General features: G+C 72.0%; 18 protein-coding genes. 7 read left to right on the plus strand and 11 right to left on the minus strand.

Translation table 11 applies throughout. The features are described 5' to 3' along the window. The first annotated feature begins 1 nt into the window (after window position 1). Window positions 2–658 carry a recombination regulator RecX gene (recX, locus tag BX283_RS29455; protein ID WP_101390496.1) on the plus strand — a complete coding sequence of 219 codons (657 nt, stop codon included), beginning with the start codon at window positions 2–4 and terminating at the stop codon, window positions 656–658. Between the two features lie 126 nt (window positions 659–784). Here the strand turns inward: recX and BX283_RS29460 are convergent, their stop codons facing one another. From BX283_RS29460 to BX283_RS29490, 8 genes are all read right to left on the minus strand, one after another. Then, complete coding sequence (locus tag BX283_RS29460; RefSeq protein WP_101392636.1) at window positions 785–1,192, minus strand: rhodanese-like domain-containing protein; 408 nt, start codon at window positions 1,190–1,192, stop codon at window positions 785–787. After that, window positions 1,183–1,743 (minus strand): cysteine dioxygenase, encoded by a 561-nt coding sequence (locus BX283_RS29465; RefSeq protein WP_373979304.1) that lies wholly within the window; start codon window positions 1,741–1,743, stop codon window positions 1,183–1,185. The genes BX283_RS29460 and BX283_RS29465 overlap by 10 nt, the downstream gene beginning before the upstream one ends. A gap of 79 nt (window positions 1,744–1,822) precedes the next feature. Next, complete coding sequence (locus BX283_RS42480) at window positions 1,823–2,035, minus strand: putative leader peptide (RefSeq protein ID WP_373979305.1); 213 nt, start codon at window positions 2,033–2,035, stop codon at window positions 1,823–1,825. After that, window positions 1,942–3,546: an FAD-dependent monooxygenase gene (locus BX283_RS29470; RefSeq protein ID WP_101390497.1), complete on the minus strand. Its 1,605-nt coding sequence runs from the start codon at window positions 3,544–3,546 to the stop codon at window positions 1,942–1,944. Before BX283_RS29470 ends, BX283_RS42480 begins: the two co-directional genes overlap by 94 nt. Before the next feature lie 143 nt (window positions 3,547–3,689). Then, window positions 3,690–4,604: an amino acid ABC transporter permease gene (locus tag BX283_RS29475; RefSeq protein ID WP_101390498.1), complete on the minus strand. Its 915-nt coding sequence runs from the start codon at window positions 4,602–4,604 to the stop codon at window positions 3,690–3,692. After that, window positions 4,601–5,248, minus strand: a complete 648-nt coding sequence (locus tag BX283_RS29480) for an amino acid ABC transporter permease (RefSeq protein ID WP_101390499.1) — start codon at window positions 5,246–5,248, stop codon at window positions 4,601–4,603. The genes BX283_RS29475 and BX283_RS29480 overlap by 4 nt, the downstream gene beginning before the upstream one ends. A 143-nt stretch (window positions 5,249–5,391) precedes the next feature. Further along, window positions 5,392–6,312, minus strand: a complete 921-nt coding sequence (locus BX283_RS29485) for a glutamate ABC transporter substrate-binding protein (RefSeq protein WP_101390500.1) — start codon at window positions 6,310–6,312, stop codon at window positions 5,392–5,394. Window positions 6,313–6,422: 110 nt separating this feature from the next. Further along, window positions 6,423–7,208 carry an amino acid ABC transporter ATP-binding protein gene (locus tag BX283_RS29490; RefSeq protein WP_101390501.1) on the minus strand — a complete coding sequence of 262 codons (786 nt, stop codon included), beginning with the start codon at window positions 7,206–7,208 and terminating at the stop codon, window positions 6,423–6,425. Between the two features lie 252 nt (window positions 7,209–7,460). Between BX283_RS29490 and BX283_RS29495 the strand changes: the two genes are divergently transcribed. Further along, window positions 7,461–8,165 (plus strand): response regulator transcription factor, encoded by a 705-nt coding sequence (locus BX283_RS29495; protein ID WP_101390502.1) that lies wholly within the window; start codon window positions 7,461–7,463, stop codon window positions 8,163–8,165. Between the two features lie 14 nt (window positions 8,166–8,179). After that, window positions 8,180–9,580, plus strand: a complete 1,401-nt coding sequence (locus BX283_RS29500; protein ID WP_101390503.1) for a HAMP domain-containing sensor histidine kinase — start codon at window positions 8,180–8,182, stop codon at window positions 9,578–9,580. A 32-nt stretch (window positions 9,581–9,612) separates the two neighbouring features. Here BX283_RS29500 and BX283_RS29505 read toward each other — a convergent pair whose 3' ends face one another. Then, the gene (locus BX283_RS29505) at window positions 9,613–10,608 is read right to left on the minus strand and encodes a TAXI family TRAP transporter solute-binding subunit (RefSeq protein ID WP_101390504.1); all 996 of its coding nucleotides are present in this window, start codon (window positions 10,606–10,608) and stop codon (window positions 9,613–9,615) included. Window positions 10,609–10,706: 98 nt separating this feature from the next. On the opposite strand from BX283_RS29505, the gene miaB reads away from it, so the two are divergent. Further along, a complete protein-coding gene (gene miaB, locus BX283_RS29510) occupies window positions 10,707–12,203 on the plus strand; it encodes a tRNA (N6-isopentenyl adenosine(37)-C2)-methylthiotransferase MiaB (protein WP_101392638.1) in 1,497 nt (498 codons plus the stop codon). Window positions 12,204–12,459: 256 nt separating this feature from the next. Beyond that, window positions 12,460–13,182 carry a class III extradiol dioxygenase subunit B-like domain-containing protein gene (locus BX283_RS29515; protein ID WP_101390505.1) on the plus strand — a complete coding sequence of 241 codons (723 nt, stop codon included), beginning with the start codon at window positions 12,460–12,462 and terminating at the stop codon, window positions 13,180–13,182. A gap of 115 nt (window positions 13,183–13,297) precedes the next feature. On the opposite strand, the gene BX283_RS29520 is transcribed toward BX283_RS29515, so the two are convergent. Continuing rightward, window positions 13,298–13,537, minus strand: coding sequence for an antitoxin (locus BX283_RS29520; protein WP_101390506.1), 240 nt, complete (start codon window positions 13,535–13,537; stop codon window positions 13,298–13,300). Window positions 13,538–13,619: 82 nt separating this feature from the next. Then, entirely contained in the window at window positions 13,620–13,883 is a 264-nt protein-coding gene (locus tag BX283_RS29525) for a hypothetical protein (RefSeq protein ID WP_101390507.1), read from the minus strand. A gap of 183 nt (window positions 13,884–14,066) precedes the next feature. Between BX283_RS29525 and miaA the strand changes: the two genes are divergently transcribed. After that, window positions 14,067–15,005 (plus strand): tRNA (adenosine(37)-N6)-dimethylallyltransferase MiaA, encoded by a 939-nt coding sequence (gene miaA, locus BX283_RS29530; RefSeq protein WP_101392639.1) that lies wholly within the window; start codon window positions 14,067–14,069, stop codon window positions 15,003–15,005. A 106-nt stretch (window positions 15,006–15,111) separates the two neighbouring features. Further along, on the plus strand, window positions 15,112–15,696 hold the full coding sequence (locus tag BX283_RS29535; protein WP_180357283.1) for a hypothetical protein: 585 nt from the start codon (window positions 15,112–15,114) through the stop codon (window positions 15,694–15,696). Window positions 15,697–15,812 lie beyond the last annotated feature (116 nt).

A 15,812-nucleotide genomic window follows, 5' to 3' on the forward strand; every position in this document is an offset into this window, starting at 1 on the left:
CATGACACGCAGGACCGAATGGGCCGAGCCGGACGGGACGGGCCCCGACCGGGCCCGGTCCGGGCGGCCGGGCCCGAAGCGGGCCGGCTCCCGACGGGCCGGCCCGGAGGGATTCGGTGACGGCGCCGACTCGTCGAGGGCCGAGAAGGAACCGGCACCGCAGGACCCGGCTGAGCGGGCGAGGGCGATCTGCCTGCGCCTGCTCACCGGGACCCCCCGGACCCGCAAGCAACTGGCCGACGCCCTCAAGAAGCGGGAGATCCCCGACGAAGTCGCCGAGGAAGTCCTCTCCCGCTTCGAAGAGGTCGGGCTGATCAACGACGCGGCGTTCGCGGGGGCCTGGGTCGAATCCCGCCACCACGGACGCGGCCTGGCCCGCCGGGCACTCGCCCGCGAGCTCCGCACCAAGGGCGTGGATTCGGCGGTCGTCGACGAGGCCGTCGGGCAGCTCGACTCCGACCAGGAGGAGGAGACCGCGCGGGAGCTGGTGGCCCGCAAGCTCCGCTCCACCCGAGGCCTGGACCGCGACCGCCGCATCCGCCGCCTCGCCGGCATGCTGGCCCGCAAGGGCTACCCGGAGGGCATGGCCCTCAGAGTCGTCCGCCAAGCCCTCGAAGCCGAGGGCGAAACCGCGGACGACTTGTACGAGACGTACTGAGCTGCTGGTCAGCGGGTGAACGCCCGCGGACCAGCAGCCCTCACGTCTGTCGTCCGGCCAGGATTGTCAGGTCTCAAATCTGTCATCTGTCATCCGCCAGGCCCGCCAGGCCCATCCGCCCCCGCGTCACTCGGCGGCCCCCGTCACCGGCAGCCCGTCCGCGCGCCACGCCTGGAAGCCGCCGACCAGGTCCGTCGCCCGGTGCAGCCCCAACTGGCGCAGGGACGCCGCCGCGAGGGACGACGCGTAGCCCTCGTTGCAGATCACCACGACCCGCAGATCGTGGCCGGTGGCCTCCGGGGCGCGGTGGCTGCCCTGCGGGTCGAGGCGCCACTCCAGCTCGTTGCGCTCGACCACGAGCGCTCCGGGGATCAGGCCGTCGCGCTCCCGCAGCGCCGCGTACCGGATGTCGACCAGGAGCGCCTCGCCCGCCCGCGCGGCGTCGTGCGCCTCCCGTGCCCCGACCCGGTCCAGGTCTTCGCGGACCCGGTCCAGCAACTCGTCGATTCCCAGCGGGCGTTCGCTCACTGCCAGTCCTCCGGGCGCTCGACGTGCTCCAGCCGCAGCACCGCGCCCGTACGGCTGTAGCGCCGGATCAGGGGCAGCGGCGGGTAGTACGCGTGGACCGAGATCGTGTGCTCGGTCGTCGACTCGTTGCGCACCTCGTGCACGTGGTGCGGCCCGAAAGCCCGGCCCTTCCCGGCCTCCACGTTCCGTGAACGGTCCAGGTCCTCGGCGAGTTCCAGCGTCTTCCACCCCTCCGTCGGCAGCCTGGCCGCGAGGGAGTCCTCCTTGAGCGTCCCGGCCGCCGTCGCGAACGCGCCGTGGGAGCCGCCGTGGTCGTGCCAGCCGGTGCCGGTGCCCGGCGGCCAGCCGATCAGCCAGGCCTCGCTGCCGCCGGGGCCGTCCAGCCGGATCCAGGTCCTGCCCTGCGGGTCGAGCGGCAGGGAGGCGACGAGCGAGGCGTCGGCCGCGGTGCGGCGGGCGAAGTCGAGCAGGTCCGCCTGGCTCGGCGCGGAGGCGGCGGGCCCGGGCAGGGAGACATGGGTGGAAGCGGGCGTACGGGGGTGCGCGGAAGGCGACACGGGGGACCGTCCTGGGGAAGTTCGCGTGTGCGCGCGTACGCCGGACAGTGGCCCGGCGGCGCGAGGAGGGAGAGGCGAATCAGCAGGACGGGCGACACACGCAGCCCGCGTAGCGGACGAGGTCCATATGGACCCTCCGCCACAGGCGCACATCGGTGTCGGTCACGTTCCGGAGTACACCATGTGCGCCCGTGTCGGTCAATTGATGTCCGCGGTGCGGTCCTCCACGCGCGCGTGGACGACGGCACCGCCGCGCGCCGCGTCGGCGGCCGTGTACAGCTCGCCCGGCCACACCCCGGCGAACGCGGTGACCAGGTGCCCGTCGGGGCGTACGAGCAGCACGCTGTGGGCCGCAGCTCCCGGGTACTCCTCCGCCACCAGCAACTCGGCCTCGGCGGGCAGGGAGTTCACCGCGGCCGCGAGGCGCGGCATCACTCCGGCGGTCAGCCAGTGCCGCCGGTCCCAGACGCCGGTGCCGGGTGCGATGAGGACCACCAGGAGCCGTCCCCGGCCCAGCCGGTCGCGCAGTGCCACCGTGGATCCGTCCGGAGCCGTGACGGGGACGTCCTCGACCGGTGCTCCCACTTCAGTGCCGACCGGTGCGTGCGCCTCGGCGGGTGGGGGTGCGAGGGGGGAGTGCGGGTAGGCGGGGGGCGCCCCGAGCGGGCCGTGCCCCAGGTGGCCGTCGGCGAGCAGCGTGTCGTGGCTGCGCGCGGCGCCCGGGATGTACGACCGCAGCCCTCCGCCGCCGCGCAGGACCGGCATCGCCTGGTCGGCGGCGCGCAGCCGGGCGGCGACACTCGCGCGGCGCTCCGTCTGGTAGCTGTCGAGCAGTACTTCGGAGGCGCCGTGGTGCCAGGCCTGCGCCAGCTTCCAGGCCAGGTTCGAGGCGTCCCGCAGCCCCTCGTCGAGGCCCTGGATGCCGACCGCGCCCAGCAGGTGGGCGGCGTCCCCGGCGAGGAAGGCGCGGCGCACCCGCCAGCGGCGGGCGAGGCGGTGGTGGAGCGTGTACACACCGGTGTCCAGGAGCCCGTACGACGGGGTCGTGCCGCACCACCCGGCCAGCGTGTCGCGGAGTCGGCCCGTCAGCGCGTCCGGGGTGACGAGTTCGGCGCGGGGCGGCAGCAGCCAGTCGATGCGCCAGGCTCCGCCGGGCAGCGGACGGGCCGTCACCTCGTCGCCGCCGGTGCGCCACGGAGGCAGCCGGTGCAGCAACGCCTCGCCCGGCCAGGGCAGTTCGGTGCGCAGGGCGACGACGGCTGTCCGCTCCACCGCCGTACGCCCGGCGAAGCGGACGTCGAGGAGCTTGCGCACGGTGGAGCGGGCGCCGTCGCAGCCCACCAGGTAGCTGCCGCGCCACCAGGTGGCGCCCGGGTCGGTGGTGTGGGCGGCGACGCCGTTGTCGTCCTGCTCCAGGGCGTCCAGACGGCTCCGGGGCGCCAGCTGGACGAGCCGGGAGGCGGCCGCCGCGTCCCGCAGGTCCCGGGTCAGGGCGTGCTGGGGCAGATGGACCGGTGAGGGGCCGCCGTCGAGACCGTCTCCGAAGGAGACCTGACGTTGCAGGGTGCCCCGCCGCATGGCCCGCCAGCCCGTCCAGCGGGCCCCCTCGTCGCGTACCGCGGCGCAGCCGAGCCGTTCCGTGAAGGCGGCCGTGTCGGGCCGCAGGACGGCCGTACGGACCGGGCGGGGCTCCTCGCCGCCGGATCCCTCGTCCAGGACGACGGAGGGCACCTTCTGGGCCGCGAGGGAGAGGGCGAGCGCGAGTCCGACCGGACCGGCGCCGACGACGATCACCGGGTCCACGGCGTGGCTCCCTGGGCCCGGCGGGACGGCTGGCAGGTGGCGCTATGGAGCCGGTGCACGATCACAGAACGTATGCAACCCACTGCGGGTGCTTGCGTCAAGTGACGGAGGCAGTGACGCGAGCGCCACTGCCTCATAGTCCGTCAGTTTGTCGTACCGTCCCGCCCGTCGGGCACTTCGGCACCGGCGCCCACGACCGCACCGACCGGGTCGGCGGCGGTCACCGGGGCCGCCGCCGGGGCCATGGTGATGCCGGTCTTCGCACGTCGGCCGCGCCGCTCGATCCAGGTGGCGAGCCCGGAGAGCGCCAGGCACATCGCCACGTAGATGCAGCCGATGACGACGATCGTCGACACGTACGGATACTGGCCGTTGACCTGGGTGTTGCTCGCGATCAGACGGGCCGTCTGGAGCAGTTCGGGGTAGAGGATGATGAAGCCGAGCGAGGTGTCCTTGAGGGTCACCACCAGCTGGCTGATGATCGTCGGCAGCATCGCCCGGACCGCCTGCGGCATCAGCACGCTGACCATGACCTGGGTCTTGCTCATGCCGAGCGCGTACGCCGCCTCGCGCTGGCCCTTGGGCACGGAGTTGACGCCCGCGCGCAGCACCTCGGCCTGGACGCAGCCGTTGTAGATCGACAGGCCGAGTGCCAGCGCCCACATCGAGTAGTCGGTCAGGAAACCGACCCAGACGGCGTAGATGGTGATCAGCAGCGGGATCGAGCGGAACAGCTCGATGAAGCCCGTCGCGGCCCAGCGGACCGGCTTGTGGTCGGAGAGCCGGGCGACCGCCAGGAGCACACCGAGGACGAGCGAGCCGACCGCCGCGAGGCCGAAGGCCTTCAGGGTGGCGACGACGCCGTCGGCGATGTTCTCCCGGATGCCCGAGTAGTTGAAGATGTCCCACATCTCGGGGGCGAGATGGCCCTTGTCCGAGAGCCGCACGATGCTCACGGCGAGCAGCGCGAGGATGGCGAGCGAGCCGAGGACGGCGTAGATCCGGTTGCGTACGACGGCCTTGGGGCCCGGGGCGTCGTAGAGAACGCTGGCGCTCATCGGGCGACCTCCATACGGCTCTCCAGCAGGCGGAAGGCGCCGCTGATGGCGAAGGTGACGACCAGGTAGCCCAGTGCGACCCAGACGAAGACGGGGACGATGTCGTAGCCCTGGTCGCTCATCAGCTTCTGCCAGCCGAAGAGTTCGGTGACGCTGAAGGCGCCGGCGATGGCCGAGTTCTTGGTGAGCGCGATGAAGATCGAGCTCAGCGGCGGGATGACGGTCCGGGTGGCCTGCGGCAGCACGATCAGGCGCAGGGTCTGCGTGAACGTCATCCCGATCGAGCGGGCGGCCTCGGCCTGGCCCAGCGGCACGGTGTTGATGCCGGACCTGACCGTCTCGCACACGAAGGAGGCCGTGTAGAAGCCGAGGGCGAGCGAGCCGAGCAGGAAGGGGCTCATCCCGGGGAAGAAGATCTCCGGGACGACGAAGAAGAAGACGAGGAACAGCAGGGTCAGCGGGGTGTTGCGCAGCAGCGTCACCCAGGCGGTGCCGAAGAAGCGCAGCGGCGGCACCGGCGAGACCCGGAATCCGGCCAGCAGCAGCCCGAGGACCAGGGCGATGACCGAACTGACGGCGGTGATCTCCACGGTTCCTATGAAGCCGTCACGGAATTCCGAGAAGTTGTCGAGCAGTACGTTCATGAGGTCTCCGCGTCGGCGGGCGGCTGGGCGGGCAGGGCCGGGAGCGCCCTCCACGCGCGCGTGGAGGGCGGCTCAGCCGGCCGGGTCGGCGTCGGCGCGGTCAACCGCGCCGTCTCGGTGACACCCGTACGGGTGCGACCGGATCAGTAGCGCTGGACGGCCGGCGGGGCGACGTACTTGGCGTCCGACAGACCGAGGGTCGCCTCGTAGATCTTCTTGTAGGTGCCGTCCTGGACGTGCTTCTCGATCGAGGTGTTGACGAAGTCGCGCAGCGCCTTGTCGTCCTTGTTCATGCCGACGCCGTACGGCTCCTGGGTGAAGGGGTGGCCGGTCACCTTGAGCTTGCCGGGGTTGGCGGCCGCGTAGCCCTTGAGGATCGAGTCGTCGGTGGTGACCGCGTCGACCTGCTTGGTCAGCAGCTGCTGCACGCAGTCGGAGTACTTGGCGAGCTCGACGACCTTCGCGCCGTACTCCGGCTTCTTGATCTCCTGGAGCGGGGTGGAGCCGACGATCGAGCAGACCTTCTTGCCCTTGACCGTGCTCTTGTCGGTGATCGAGGTCTCGTCCTTGCGGACCAGCAGGTCGGCGCCGGCCTTGTAGTACGGGCCCGCGAAGCCGACCAGCTTCTTGCGCTTGTCGTTGATCGTGTAGGTGCCTACGTAGTAGTCGACCTGGCCCTTGGAGATCGCGGTCTCACGGATGCCGGAGTCGACGGTCTTCCACTCGATCTGCTTGTCGGTGAAGCCGAGGTCGGCGGCGATCATCTTGGCGATCTCGACGTCGAAGCCGGAGCGCACCTTGGTCGACTGGTCCTCGAAGCCGAGGTAGGGCTGGTCGGCCTTGGAGCCGATGATCAGCTTGCCGCGGGCCTTGGCGGCCTTGAACGTGGGGGAGTCGACGGTGACGTCCTTGGCCACGGTGTACGTGGGCAGCTGCGGGGCGCCCGACTGGCCGGGCTTGGCGGCCTGCTTGTCGCCCGCGGAGCCGGACTTGCCGCCGCAGGCGGTCGCGGTCAGCGCGAGCACAGCGATCGCCGCGAAGGCGGCGGACTGGCGGAGCTTCATGTGAACATCCCTCGTATCGCTTGAATCGCTCAGATGTGGGGGCCGTCGGCCGGTGGCGCCGGTGGGGGAGGAGCCGCACTCGGGCAGCCGCTCCGGGTCCGCGGGGAGCCTCAGTGGTGAAGGATCTTCGACAGGAAGTCCTTGGCCCGGTCGCTGCGCGGGTTGCTGAAGAACTGGTCGGGCGTGGCCTCTTCGACGATCTTGCCGTCGGCCATGAAGACGACGCGGTTGGCGGCGGAGCGGGCGAAGCCCATCTCATGGGTGACGACGATCATCGTCATGCCGTCGCGCGCCAGCTGCTGCATGACTTCCAGGACCTCGTTGATCATCTCCGGGTCGAGCGCGGAGGTGGGCTCGTCGAAGAGCATGACCTTCGGGTCCATCGCCAACGCGCGTGCGATGGCGACGCGTTGCTGCTGTCCGCCGGACAGCTGCGCCGGGTACTTGTCGGCCTGGGTGCCCACGCCGACCCGGTCGAGCAGGGCGCGGCCCTTGGCCTCGGCCTGCTTCTTCTCCGTCCTGCGGACCTTGGTCTGGCCCAGCATGACGTTCTCCAGCACGGTCTTGTGCGCGAAGAGGTTGAACGACTGGAAGACCATGCCGACGTCGGCGCGGAGCCGGGCCAGTTCGCGGCCCTCCTGCGGCAGCGGCTTCCCGTCGATCGATATCGCCCCGGAGTCGATCGTCTCCAGGCGGTTGATGGTGCGGCACAGCGTGGACTTTCCGGACCCCGACGGTCCGATCACGACGACGACCTCGCCGCGCGCGATCGTCAGGTCGATGTCCTGGAGCACGTGCAGCGCGCCGAAGTGCTTGTTGACGTTGCTCAGCACGACCAGGTCGCCCGACGCGGGTGCCGCGTCCTCGGCGTCCTTGGCCACTGATACTCCGCTCATCGGCTTCCAGCTCCGCTCTTCCTCGGTTGGGGAGGAACGTAGTGCGCCGCTACGACCAGCGTCATTACATCTGAGCGGAAATTGAGCATCACGATCGGGTAGCGGGGTGGCACTCTCTGTGAAGGGGGCGCGCGATGCAATACCGGCTGCGTAACGGATGCCGCGCTCCGGTGGGTGTCCCCTTGACGCACCCCCGCGGCATGGGCGTGGATGCGGGAGTACATGCCTGGCGACGACTACGGAGGGGGGACGATGAGACTGCTGCTCGTCGAGGACGACGACCACGTCGCCGCGGCCCTGTCCGCCGTGCTCGCCAAGCACGGCTTCGCCGTGGTGCACGCGCGCAACGGTGAGGAGGCGCTGCGGGCGCTGCTGCCCGACGACCGCGCCCCCAAGGAGCCCTTCGGGGTCGTCCTGCTCGACCTCGGGCTGCCCGACCAGGACGGCTACGAGGTCTGCGGGAAGATCCGCAAGCGCACCGCCATCCCGGTGATCATGGTCACCGCGCGCGCGGACGTCCGCTCGCGCATCCACGGCCTGAACCTCGGCGCCGACGACTACGTGGTCAAGCCCTACGACACCGGCGAGCTGCTGGCGCGCATCCACGCGGTCAGCCGCCGCACCACCACGGGCGAGGACAGCGGCGCGATCCCGGCGGCCGCCCTGCGGCTGGGGCGCGTCCACATCGAGCTGCCCACCCGCCGGGTCAGCGTCGACGGCGAGTGCGTCCAGCTCACCCGCAAGGAGTTCGACCTGCTCGCGCTGCTCGCCCAGCGGCCCGGGGTGGTCTTCCGGCGCGAGCAGATCATCAGCGAGGTGTGGCGCACCAGTTGGGAGGGCACGGGGCGCACCCTGGAAGTGCATGTCGCCTCCCTGCGCTCCAAGCTGCGGATGCCGGCCCTGATCGAGACCGTGCGCGGCGTCGGCTACCGGCTCGTCGCCCCGGCCGCGCTGTAAGGCCCGACGCCCCGGTGCGTACGCGACTCCTGCCGCTGCTGATCTTCCTGCTCGCCCTCGTCCTGATGGCGCTGGGCTTCCCGCTCGCGATCAGCGTCGCCTCCGCCCAGCAGCAGAAGGTGGTCGTCGACCGGATCGACGACACCGCGCGCTTCGCGGCGCTCGCCCAGTTCGTCAGCGCCGCCGACGACAAGGACACCAGCAGCAAGGAGCGCCTGGCCACCCTGGAGGAGGAACTCGCCCGCTACCACGAGCTGTACGGGATCCGCGCGGGCGTCTTCTTCCGCAACAGCGTGGCCATGGCGAGCGCCCCCCGAGGCTGGGGCGTGCCGGACGACAGTAGGGGCAAGGACGCCTTCCAGGAGGCGCTGGCGGGCCGCAGGAGCCACGATCCGCCCCAGGTGTGGCCGTGGCGGCGCGGACGGCTCGTGGTGGCCTCCCCGGTGGTGCGCGAGGGCGATGTGATCGCCGTGGTGGTCACCGACTCGCCCACCGGGCACATGCGTTCGGCGGTGCTGCGCGGCTGGCTGCTCATCGCGGCGGGCGAGGTGGCGGCGATGCTGCTCGCCGTCGGCGCGGCCTTCCGGCTCACCAGCTGGGTGCTGCGGCCCGTACGCGTCCTGGACGCGGCCACCCACGACATCGCGACCGGGCGCATGAAGTCACGCGTCGCGGTCGCCGGGGGACCTCCGGAACTCAGAAGGCTGGCCCGGTCGTTCAACGAGATGGCGGACAACGTCGAGGACGTGCTGGACCAGCAGCGCGCCTTCGTCGCCGACGCCTCCCACCAGCTGCGCAACCCGCTCTCCGCCCTGCTGTTGCGCATCGAACTCCTCGCGCTCGAACTGCCCGAAGGGAACGAGGAGATCGCCTCGGTGCGCGCCGAGGGAAAGCGCCTGGCCCAGGTGCTCGACGACCTGCTGGGCCTGGCGCTGGCCGAGCACGCCGAGGCGGACCTCCGGCTCACCGACATCGGCGCGCTGGCGGGCGAGCGGGTGGAGGCCTGGCGTCCGCTCGCCGAGGACAAGGGCGTGCGGCTCACCGAGCGGCGGGCCGCCGTCACCGCCTGGGCGGACCCGGTGGCGCTCTCCAGCGCCCTGGACGCCGTCATCGACAACGCACTGAAGTTCACTCCGGAGGGTGAGGAGGTCACGGTCGCCGTCGCCGCCGAAGGCGACTACTCGAAGATCACCGTCACCGACCTCGGACCCGGCCTGACCGACGACGAACTCAGCCGGATCGGGGACCGGTTCTGGCGCTCGGGCCGGCATCAGAACGTGAAGGGCTCGGGCCTGGGCCTGTCCATCTCGCGGATCCTGCTCGCGGCGGGCGACGGCACCATCACGTACGCCCACCACGAGCCGCACGGCCTGCGGGTGACGCTCCGGGTGCCGCGCACCTCGCCGACCGGCTGAGCGCGCGCCCGGCCGCCTGCCGGTGACCTGGGTCAGGGCTTGGTCGAGAGGTAGTAGCGGCGGGCGCCGTCGTGCAGCGGCAGCGGGTCCGTGTAGATCGCGGTGCGCAGGTCCACCAGCTGCGCGGCGTGCACCTCGCGGCCGATGGTGTCCCTGCTGCGGATCACCGTATGGGTGAACTCCTCGGTCAGACCCGGATCCGTGCGGTCCGTGGTGACCAGCAGGTTCGGCACCGCGATCGTCGGTACGGCGACGCCCCGCTGCGCCTGCGGATAGGCGTCGGCGGGCATGGTCGCCGCCCGGTAGAAACCGGTGAGACCGTCCTCGGCGTGCAGCTCGGTGACCAGGTCGCCCAGCGGCACCAGCCGGATCTGGTCCTGCTGGGACAGCCGCAGCACCGCCGTGGTGGGCAGCCCGCCCGACCAGAAGAACGCGTCGATCTTCCCGGTCCGCAGCAGCTCCGGCATGGTGTCGATGCCCGCCGACACCGGAGTGATGTCCCGCGCCGGATCCAGCTTGGCGGCGGTCATCAGCCGCTGCGCGAGCAGCCGCACCCCCGACCCGGGCTGGCCTATGCCGACCCGCTTGGAGCGCAGGTCCGCCGTCGTGTGCACCGGTGAGTCGCGGGGCACGACGAGCTGGACGTAGTCGTCGTAGAGGCGGGCGCAGCCGCGCAGCCGGTCGGCCCCGACGGAGCCGTCGCGGAGGTATTTGGCCACCGCGTCGGCGGTCGCGATGGTGAAGTCGGCCTGCCCGGTGGCCACCCGCTTCAGGTTCTGCTGCGAGCCCTCGCTGGTCTGGAGCCGGACGTCCACCTCGGGCAGATCGTCGGCGAGCGCCCGCTCGAGCAGCTCGCCGTACCGCTGGTAGACCCCGGTCCGTACGCCCGTACTGAACGTGATCGTTCCCGACGGCCGCGCGGCGCCCAGCGACAGCAGCCACCACAGCAGCAGCCCGAACACCACCAGGGCCGCGACCGCCCCCTGGAGGGCACGGCGGCGGCTGACGCGGGGGAGGGCCTGGAGCATGGCGCGATCCTGCCAGCTCACTCCCCGTGATGGCCAGGCCCGGGGTCGGGGAAGGGCGGGGCGGGCTGTCGGTGCGACCTCGTACCCTGGTGTACGAGATGAGCGAGGTAGAGGGTTTGAAAACGTACGAGGTGCGCACCTACGGGTGCCAGATGAACGTGCACGACTCCGAGCGGCTGTCCGGCCTCCTGGAGGGCGCGGGCTACGTACGCGCGCCCGAGGGCAGCGACGGTGACGCCGACGTCGTCGTCTTCAACACCTGCGCGGTGCGCGAGAACGCCGACAACAAGCTGTACGGCAATCTCGGCCGGCTCGCCCCGATGAAGACGAAGCGGCCCGGGATGCAGATCGCCGTCGGCGGCTGCCTGGCCCAGAAGGACCGCGACACCATCGTCCAGCGGGCGCCCTGGGTGGACGTCGTCTTCGGCACGCACAACATCGGCAAGCTGCCGGTGCTCCTCGAGCGCGCCCGCATCCAGGAAGAGGCGCAGGTCGAGATCGCCGAGTCGCTGGAGGCGTTCCCCTCGACGCTGCCGACCCGGCGCGAGTCCGCCTACGCGGCCTGGGTCTCCATCTCCGTCGGCTGCAACAACACCTGCACCTTCTGCATCGTCCCCGCACTGCGCGGCAAGGAGAAGGACCGCCGCCCCGGCGACATCCTCGCCGAGGTGGAGGCGCTGGTCGCCGAGGGCGTCTCCGAGATCACCCTGCTCGGCCAGAACGTCAACGCGTACGGCTCGGACATCGGCGACCGCGAGGCCTTCTCCAAGCTGCTGCGCGCCTGCGGCAAGATCGAGGGCCTGGAGCGGGTCCGCTTCACCTCGCCGCACCCGCGCGACTTCACGGACGACGTGATCGCCGCGATGGCCGAGACCCCGAACGTGATGCCGCAGCTCCACATGCCGCTGCAGTCCGGCTCGGACACCATCCTCAAGGCGATGCGCCGCTCCTACCGGCAGGAGCGTTTCCTCGGGATCATCGAGAAGGTCCGCGCCGCCATTCCGCACGCGGCCATCTCCACCGACATCATCGTGGGCTTCCCCGGCGAGACCGAGGAGGACTTCGAGCAGACCATGCACGCGGTCCGCGAGGCCCGCTTCGCGAACGCCTTCACCTTCCAGTACTCCAAGCGCCCCGGCACCCCCGCGGCGACCATGGAGGGGCAGATCCCCAAGGAGGTCGTGCAGGCGCGGTACGAGCGCCTGGTGGCCCTCCAGGAGGAGATCTCCTGGGAGGAGAACAAGAAGCAGGTCGGCCGCACCCTGGAGGTCATGGTCGCCGAGGGCGAGGGTCGCAAGGACGGCAGCACGCACCGGCTCTCCGGCCGCGCCCCCGACAACCGTCTGGTGCACTTCACCAAGCCGGAGCAGGACGTGCGCCCCGGTGACGTGGTGACCGTCGAGATCACCTACGCCGCCCCGCACCACCTGCTGGCCGAGGGCCCGACCGGCGCCGTGCGCCGCACCCGCGCGGGCGACGCCTGGGAGAAGCGCAACGCGGCCCCGGCGCAGCCCGCCGGTGTGATGCTCGGCCTGCCGAAGATCGGCGTCCCCGAGCCGCTGCCGGCCGCGACGGGCGGATGCAGCGTCGTCTGAGCCGCACGTCGTGCGAGGCGCCGTCCACGCGCGCGTAGGCGCAGCGCGGCCGAGGACGAGCGCGTCGCTCACCCCGTGCGCCCCATCCACGCGCGCGTAGGCGCAGCCGCTCACCGGCGGCTCGCTCACGCGCGCGTGGCGGGTTCCGGCTGACGAGGCGGGCGAGCGGTCTGTACGGGCTCGGCTCGCGCGGTATGGCCGGTTCGCGGCGCCCCGTGCGGGGCCGAAGCCGGGCGCACCCACTACGCTGCGGATCATGCTCGTAGCCGCCGCTGTCTGCCCCTGTCCGCCGCTGCTGGTGCCCGCGGTCGCCTCCGGTGCCGCGCCGGAGCTCGATGCCGCGCGGAAGGCCTGCGCCGACGCCGTGGGGCTGCTGGCGGCCTCCCGGCCCGATCTGCTCGTCGTGGTCGGACCGGCCGACCAGGCGGCGCGCGGCCCGCACCCCCAGGGCGCGCCCGGGTCCTTCGCGGGCTTCGGCGTGGACCTCCGCGTCACGCTCGGCCCGGCGCCGGCCGACGGCGACGCGCGCGAGGAGCGGGAGCTGCCGCCCTCGCTCGCCGTCGGCGCATGGCTGCTGGAACGGTCCGGCTGGTCGGACGCCCCGGTCGAGGGACTCGGAGTGGGCGAGCCCCTGGAGGCCGCACGCTGCGCCGACGCGGGCCGGAACCTGGGCGCAAGGGCCGACCGGGTCGCCCTCCTGGTGATGGGCGACGGCAGCGCCTGCCGCACCCTCAAGGCCCCCGGCTACCTCGACGAGCGCGCCGCCGCCTTCGACGAGGGGGCGGCGCGCGCGCTGGGCGCCGCCGACACGCGCGCGCTGCTGGAGCTGGACGCGGAGCTCGCGTACGAGCTGAAGGCGGCCGGCCGGGCACCCTGGCAGGTGCTGGCGGGCGCCGCGGAGGGCGCGGACCTGGGAGGCCGGCTGCTGTACGAGGACGCGCCGTACGGCGTGGGGTACTTCGTCGCCGTCTGGTCCTGAGCGACTGGTCCTGAGCGACACCGGATCCCGGCCGGGCCGCCTGGAAGCGGCGCGCCGCGACACCACACGGGGACGGCCGTGGAGCTGGTGCGCTCCACGGCCGTCCCCGAGGTGATCAGGCCGTCGGTGGCGGGGTGCCGCCGTCGTCCTTGTGCGAGATCCGGTCCAGGGCGTCCTTGGCCTTCCCCGTACCTGTGTGGATCTTGTCGCTGTACTTGCCCTTGGTCTTTTCGTCGACCGTCTTGGCGACCTTGTCCAGCCCCTGCCCGATCTTGTCCTCGTGCTGCTGCGCGAAGTCGGAGACCTTGTCCTTGGCGGGGGCCAGCTTGGCCTTCAGGGTGTCCAGGAAGCCCATGTGGTCACCTTCCCTCTGCCCTCATCTCGGGAGCCGTGCGCCCTCGACCAGGGGAACGTACGAAATGTGTGCGTACGCCACGTTACTTCCGGGCGCTCTCGCCCGCCTCGCTGTCCGCCGCTTCCTCCGCCGACTGCTGCTTGGGAATCTCCACGCCCTCCGCGGCGGCCTCTTCGGCGGGCTCCTCCGCCGCGGCCTCCGCGGCAGGCTCGGAATCCGTCTCGGCGACGGCCTCGGGCTCGCCCTCCACGGCCTCCTCGGCCGTCAGGGTGGCGGCCTTCGCCTCCTCTGTTGACTCCGCTACAGCCGCATCGGCCTTACGGCGAAAAATTGAAAAAACGCCCATATCAACTCCATAGCGTACTCGTGTGGGCGAAATCCCACCCCGTCCGGAGCGCCTCATTGCGTCGCCCGGGGGCACCGGTCCGGCAAACCGGCGGTCGGAACCTCGCAACAGGCAACGAACCCGCATGCGCCCCGTCACGTAGCTCGTTCGGGGACGGTCGCCGAGGTTTGCGAGACTGTGACCGTGAGAACTGCAGCTCCCGCACCGCGGGTCATCGCCGTCGTCGGTCCCACAGCGGCCGGAAAGTCCGATCTGGGTGTCTTCCTCGCCCAGCAGCTCGGCGGCGAGGTCGTCAACGCCGACTCGATGCAGCTCTACCGGGGGATGGATATCGGCACCGCCAAGCTGACGCTCGACGAGCGCGGCGGAGTGCCCCACCACCTCCTGGACATCTGGGACGTGACCGAGCCCGCCAGCGTGGCCGAGTACCAGAAGCTCGCCCGCGCCGAGATCGACCGGCTGCTCGCCGAGGGCCGCACTCCCGTCCTCGTGGGCGGCTCCGGCCTCTATGTGCGCGGGGCGATCGACGTGCTCGACTTTCCCGGCACCGACCCCGACGTACGCGCGCGTCTGGAGCGCGAACTGGAGCAGGACGGGTCCGGCGCGCTGCACCGGCGGCTGGCCGGGGCCGACCCCGACGCCGCGCGTGCGATCCTGCCCAGCAACGGCCGCAGGATCGTGCGGGCCCTGGAGGTCATCGAGATCACCGGCAAGCCGTTCACCGCCAACCTGCCCGGCCACGACTCCGTGTACGACACCGTGCAGATCGGCGTCGACGTCGGCCGCCCCGAGCTCGACGAGCGCATCGCCGTCCGGGTCGACCGGATGTGGGAGGCCGGCCTGGTGGACGAGGTGCGCGCGCTGGAGGCCCAGGGGCTGCGGGAGGGGCGTACCGCATCGCGCGCGTTGGGCTACCAGCAGGTGCTCACGGCGCTCGCGGGGGAGTGCACCGAGGACGAGGCGCGCGTCGAGACCGTCCGCGCCACCAAGCGCTTCGCGCGCCGCCAGGACTCCTGGTTCCGCCGGGACCCGCGCGTGCACTGGCTGAGCGGCGCCGCCGAGCACCGCGGGGAACTCCCGCAGCAGGCGCTGGTGTTGGTCGAACGAGCGGTCACAGCCTGATCACGTGATGGCATCGGGACGCACCGCCGGTCATTCAGGCACCCGCGCGCGTGCCATCATCGACCTCGATCGACCAGTGGAGTCCGAGTTGGGAGGGCGCGTGGCGATGGAGGCCGGCCCTCGCGACAGAGAGCACGGAACGCGGGACGAGCCCGCGCGACCGGGTCCTTCGGAAGTGACGGCAGTGTCGGAAGGGCCGGACGTGAGCGACGCCGGACGGGAGCCCGCCCACCGCGACGCCCCGGAGCCGAGCCCCGCCGAGCTGACCGTCGGCGCCCTGGGCCCCGCCGTTCCGGGAGCCGTCGGCCTCACCCCCGACGGACCGCAGGACGACGGCGTGCTCGCCGAGGGCGGCGAGGTCGAGGTCGAGATCCGCCCGCAGCGCAGGCTGCGGATCTGGCAGCTCGCGCCGATCGTGATGCTCGCGGCCATGGGCTCGCTGATGTTCGCCTTCCCGCTCGCCTTCGAGTTCGGCGACGGCGGCCCCGTCGTGGCCATGCTCGGCCTCCTGATCAGCTGCTGCGCCGCCGGCTGGGGCATGATGGCCGCCCGCCGCGTCGGCTATACCTGGCCCGGCCTGCCCGCGCGCGGCTCGGGCGAGCGCCCCGACTGGCGCGTGATCGGGCTGTACGTGGTCGGCCTGGCGGCGGCGGTGGCCCTGGCCGTCTGGCGCGTGGCCCGGCTGCGCTGAGCACCGCGGCCCGGCTTCGGCCCGGCGCAGTCCGGTGCCGCTGATCCTGACGGGGGCGCATTCCCCCGCGGCCCGTCGTCCCGGAGCTCCCGGCCCGTTGTCAGTGGGCACCCGTA

Source organism: Streptomyces sp. TLI_146, assembly GCF_002846415.1.
GTDB lineage: Bacteria > Actinomycetota > Actinomycetes > Streptomycetales > Streptomycetaceae > Streptomyces.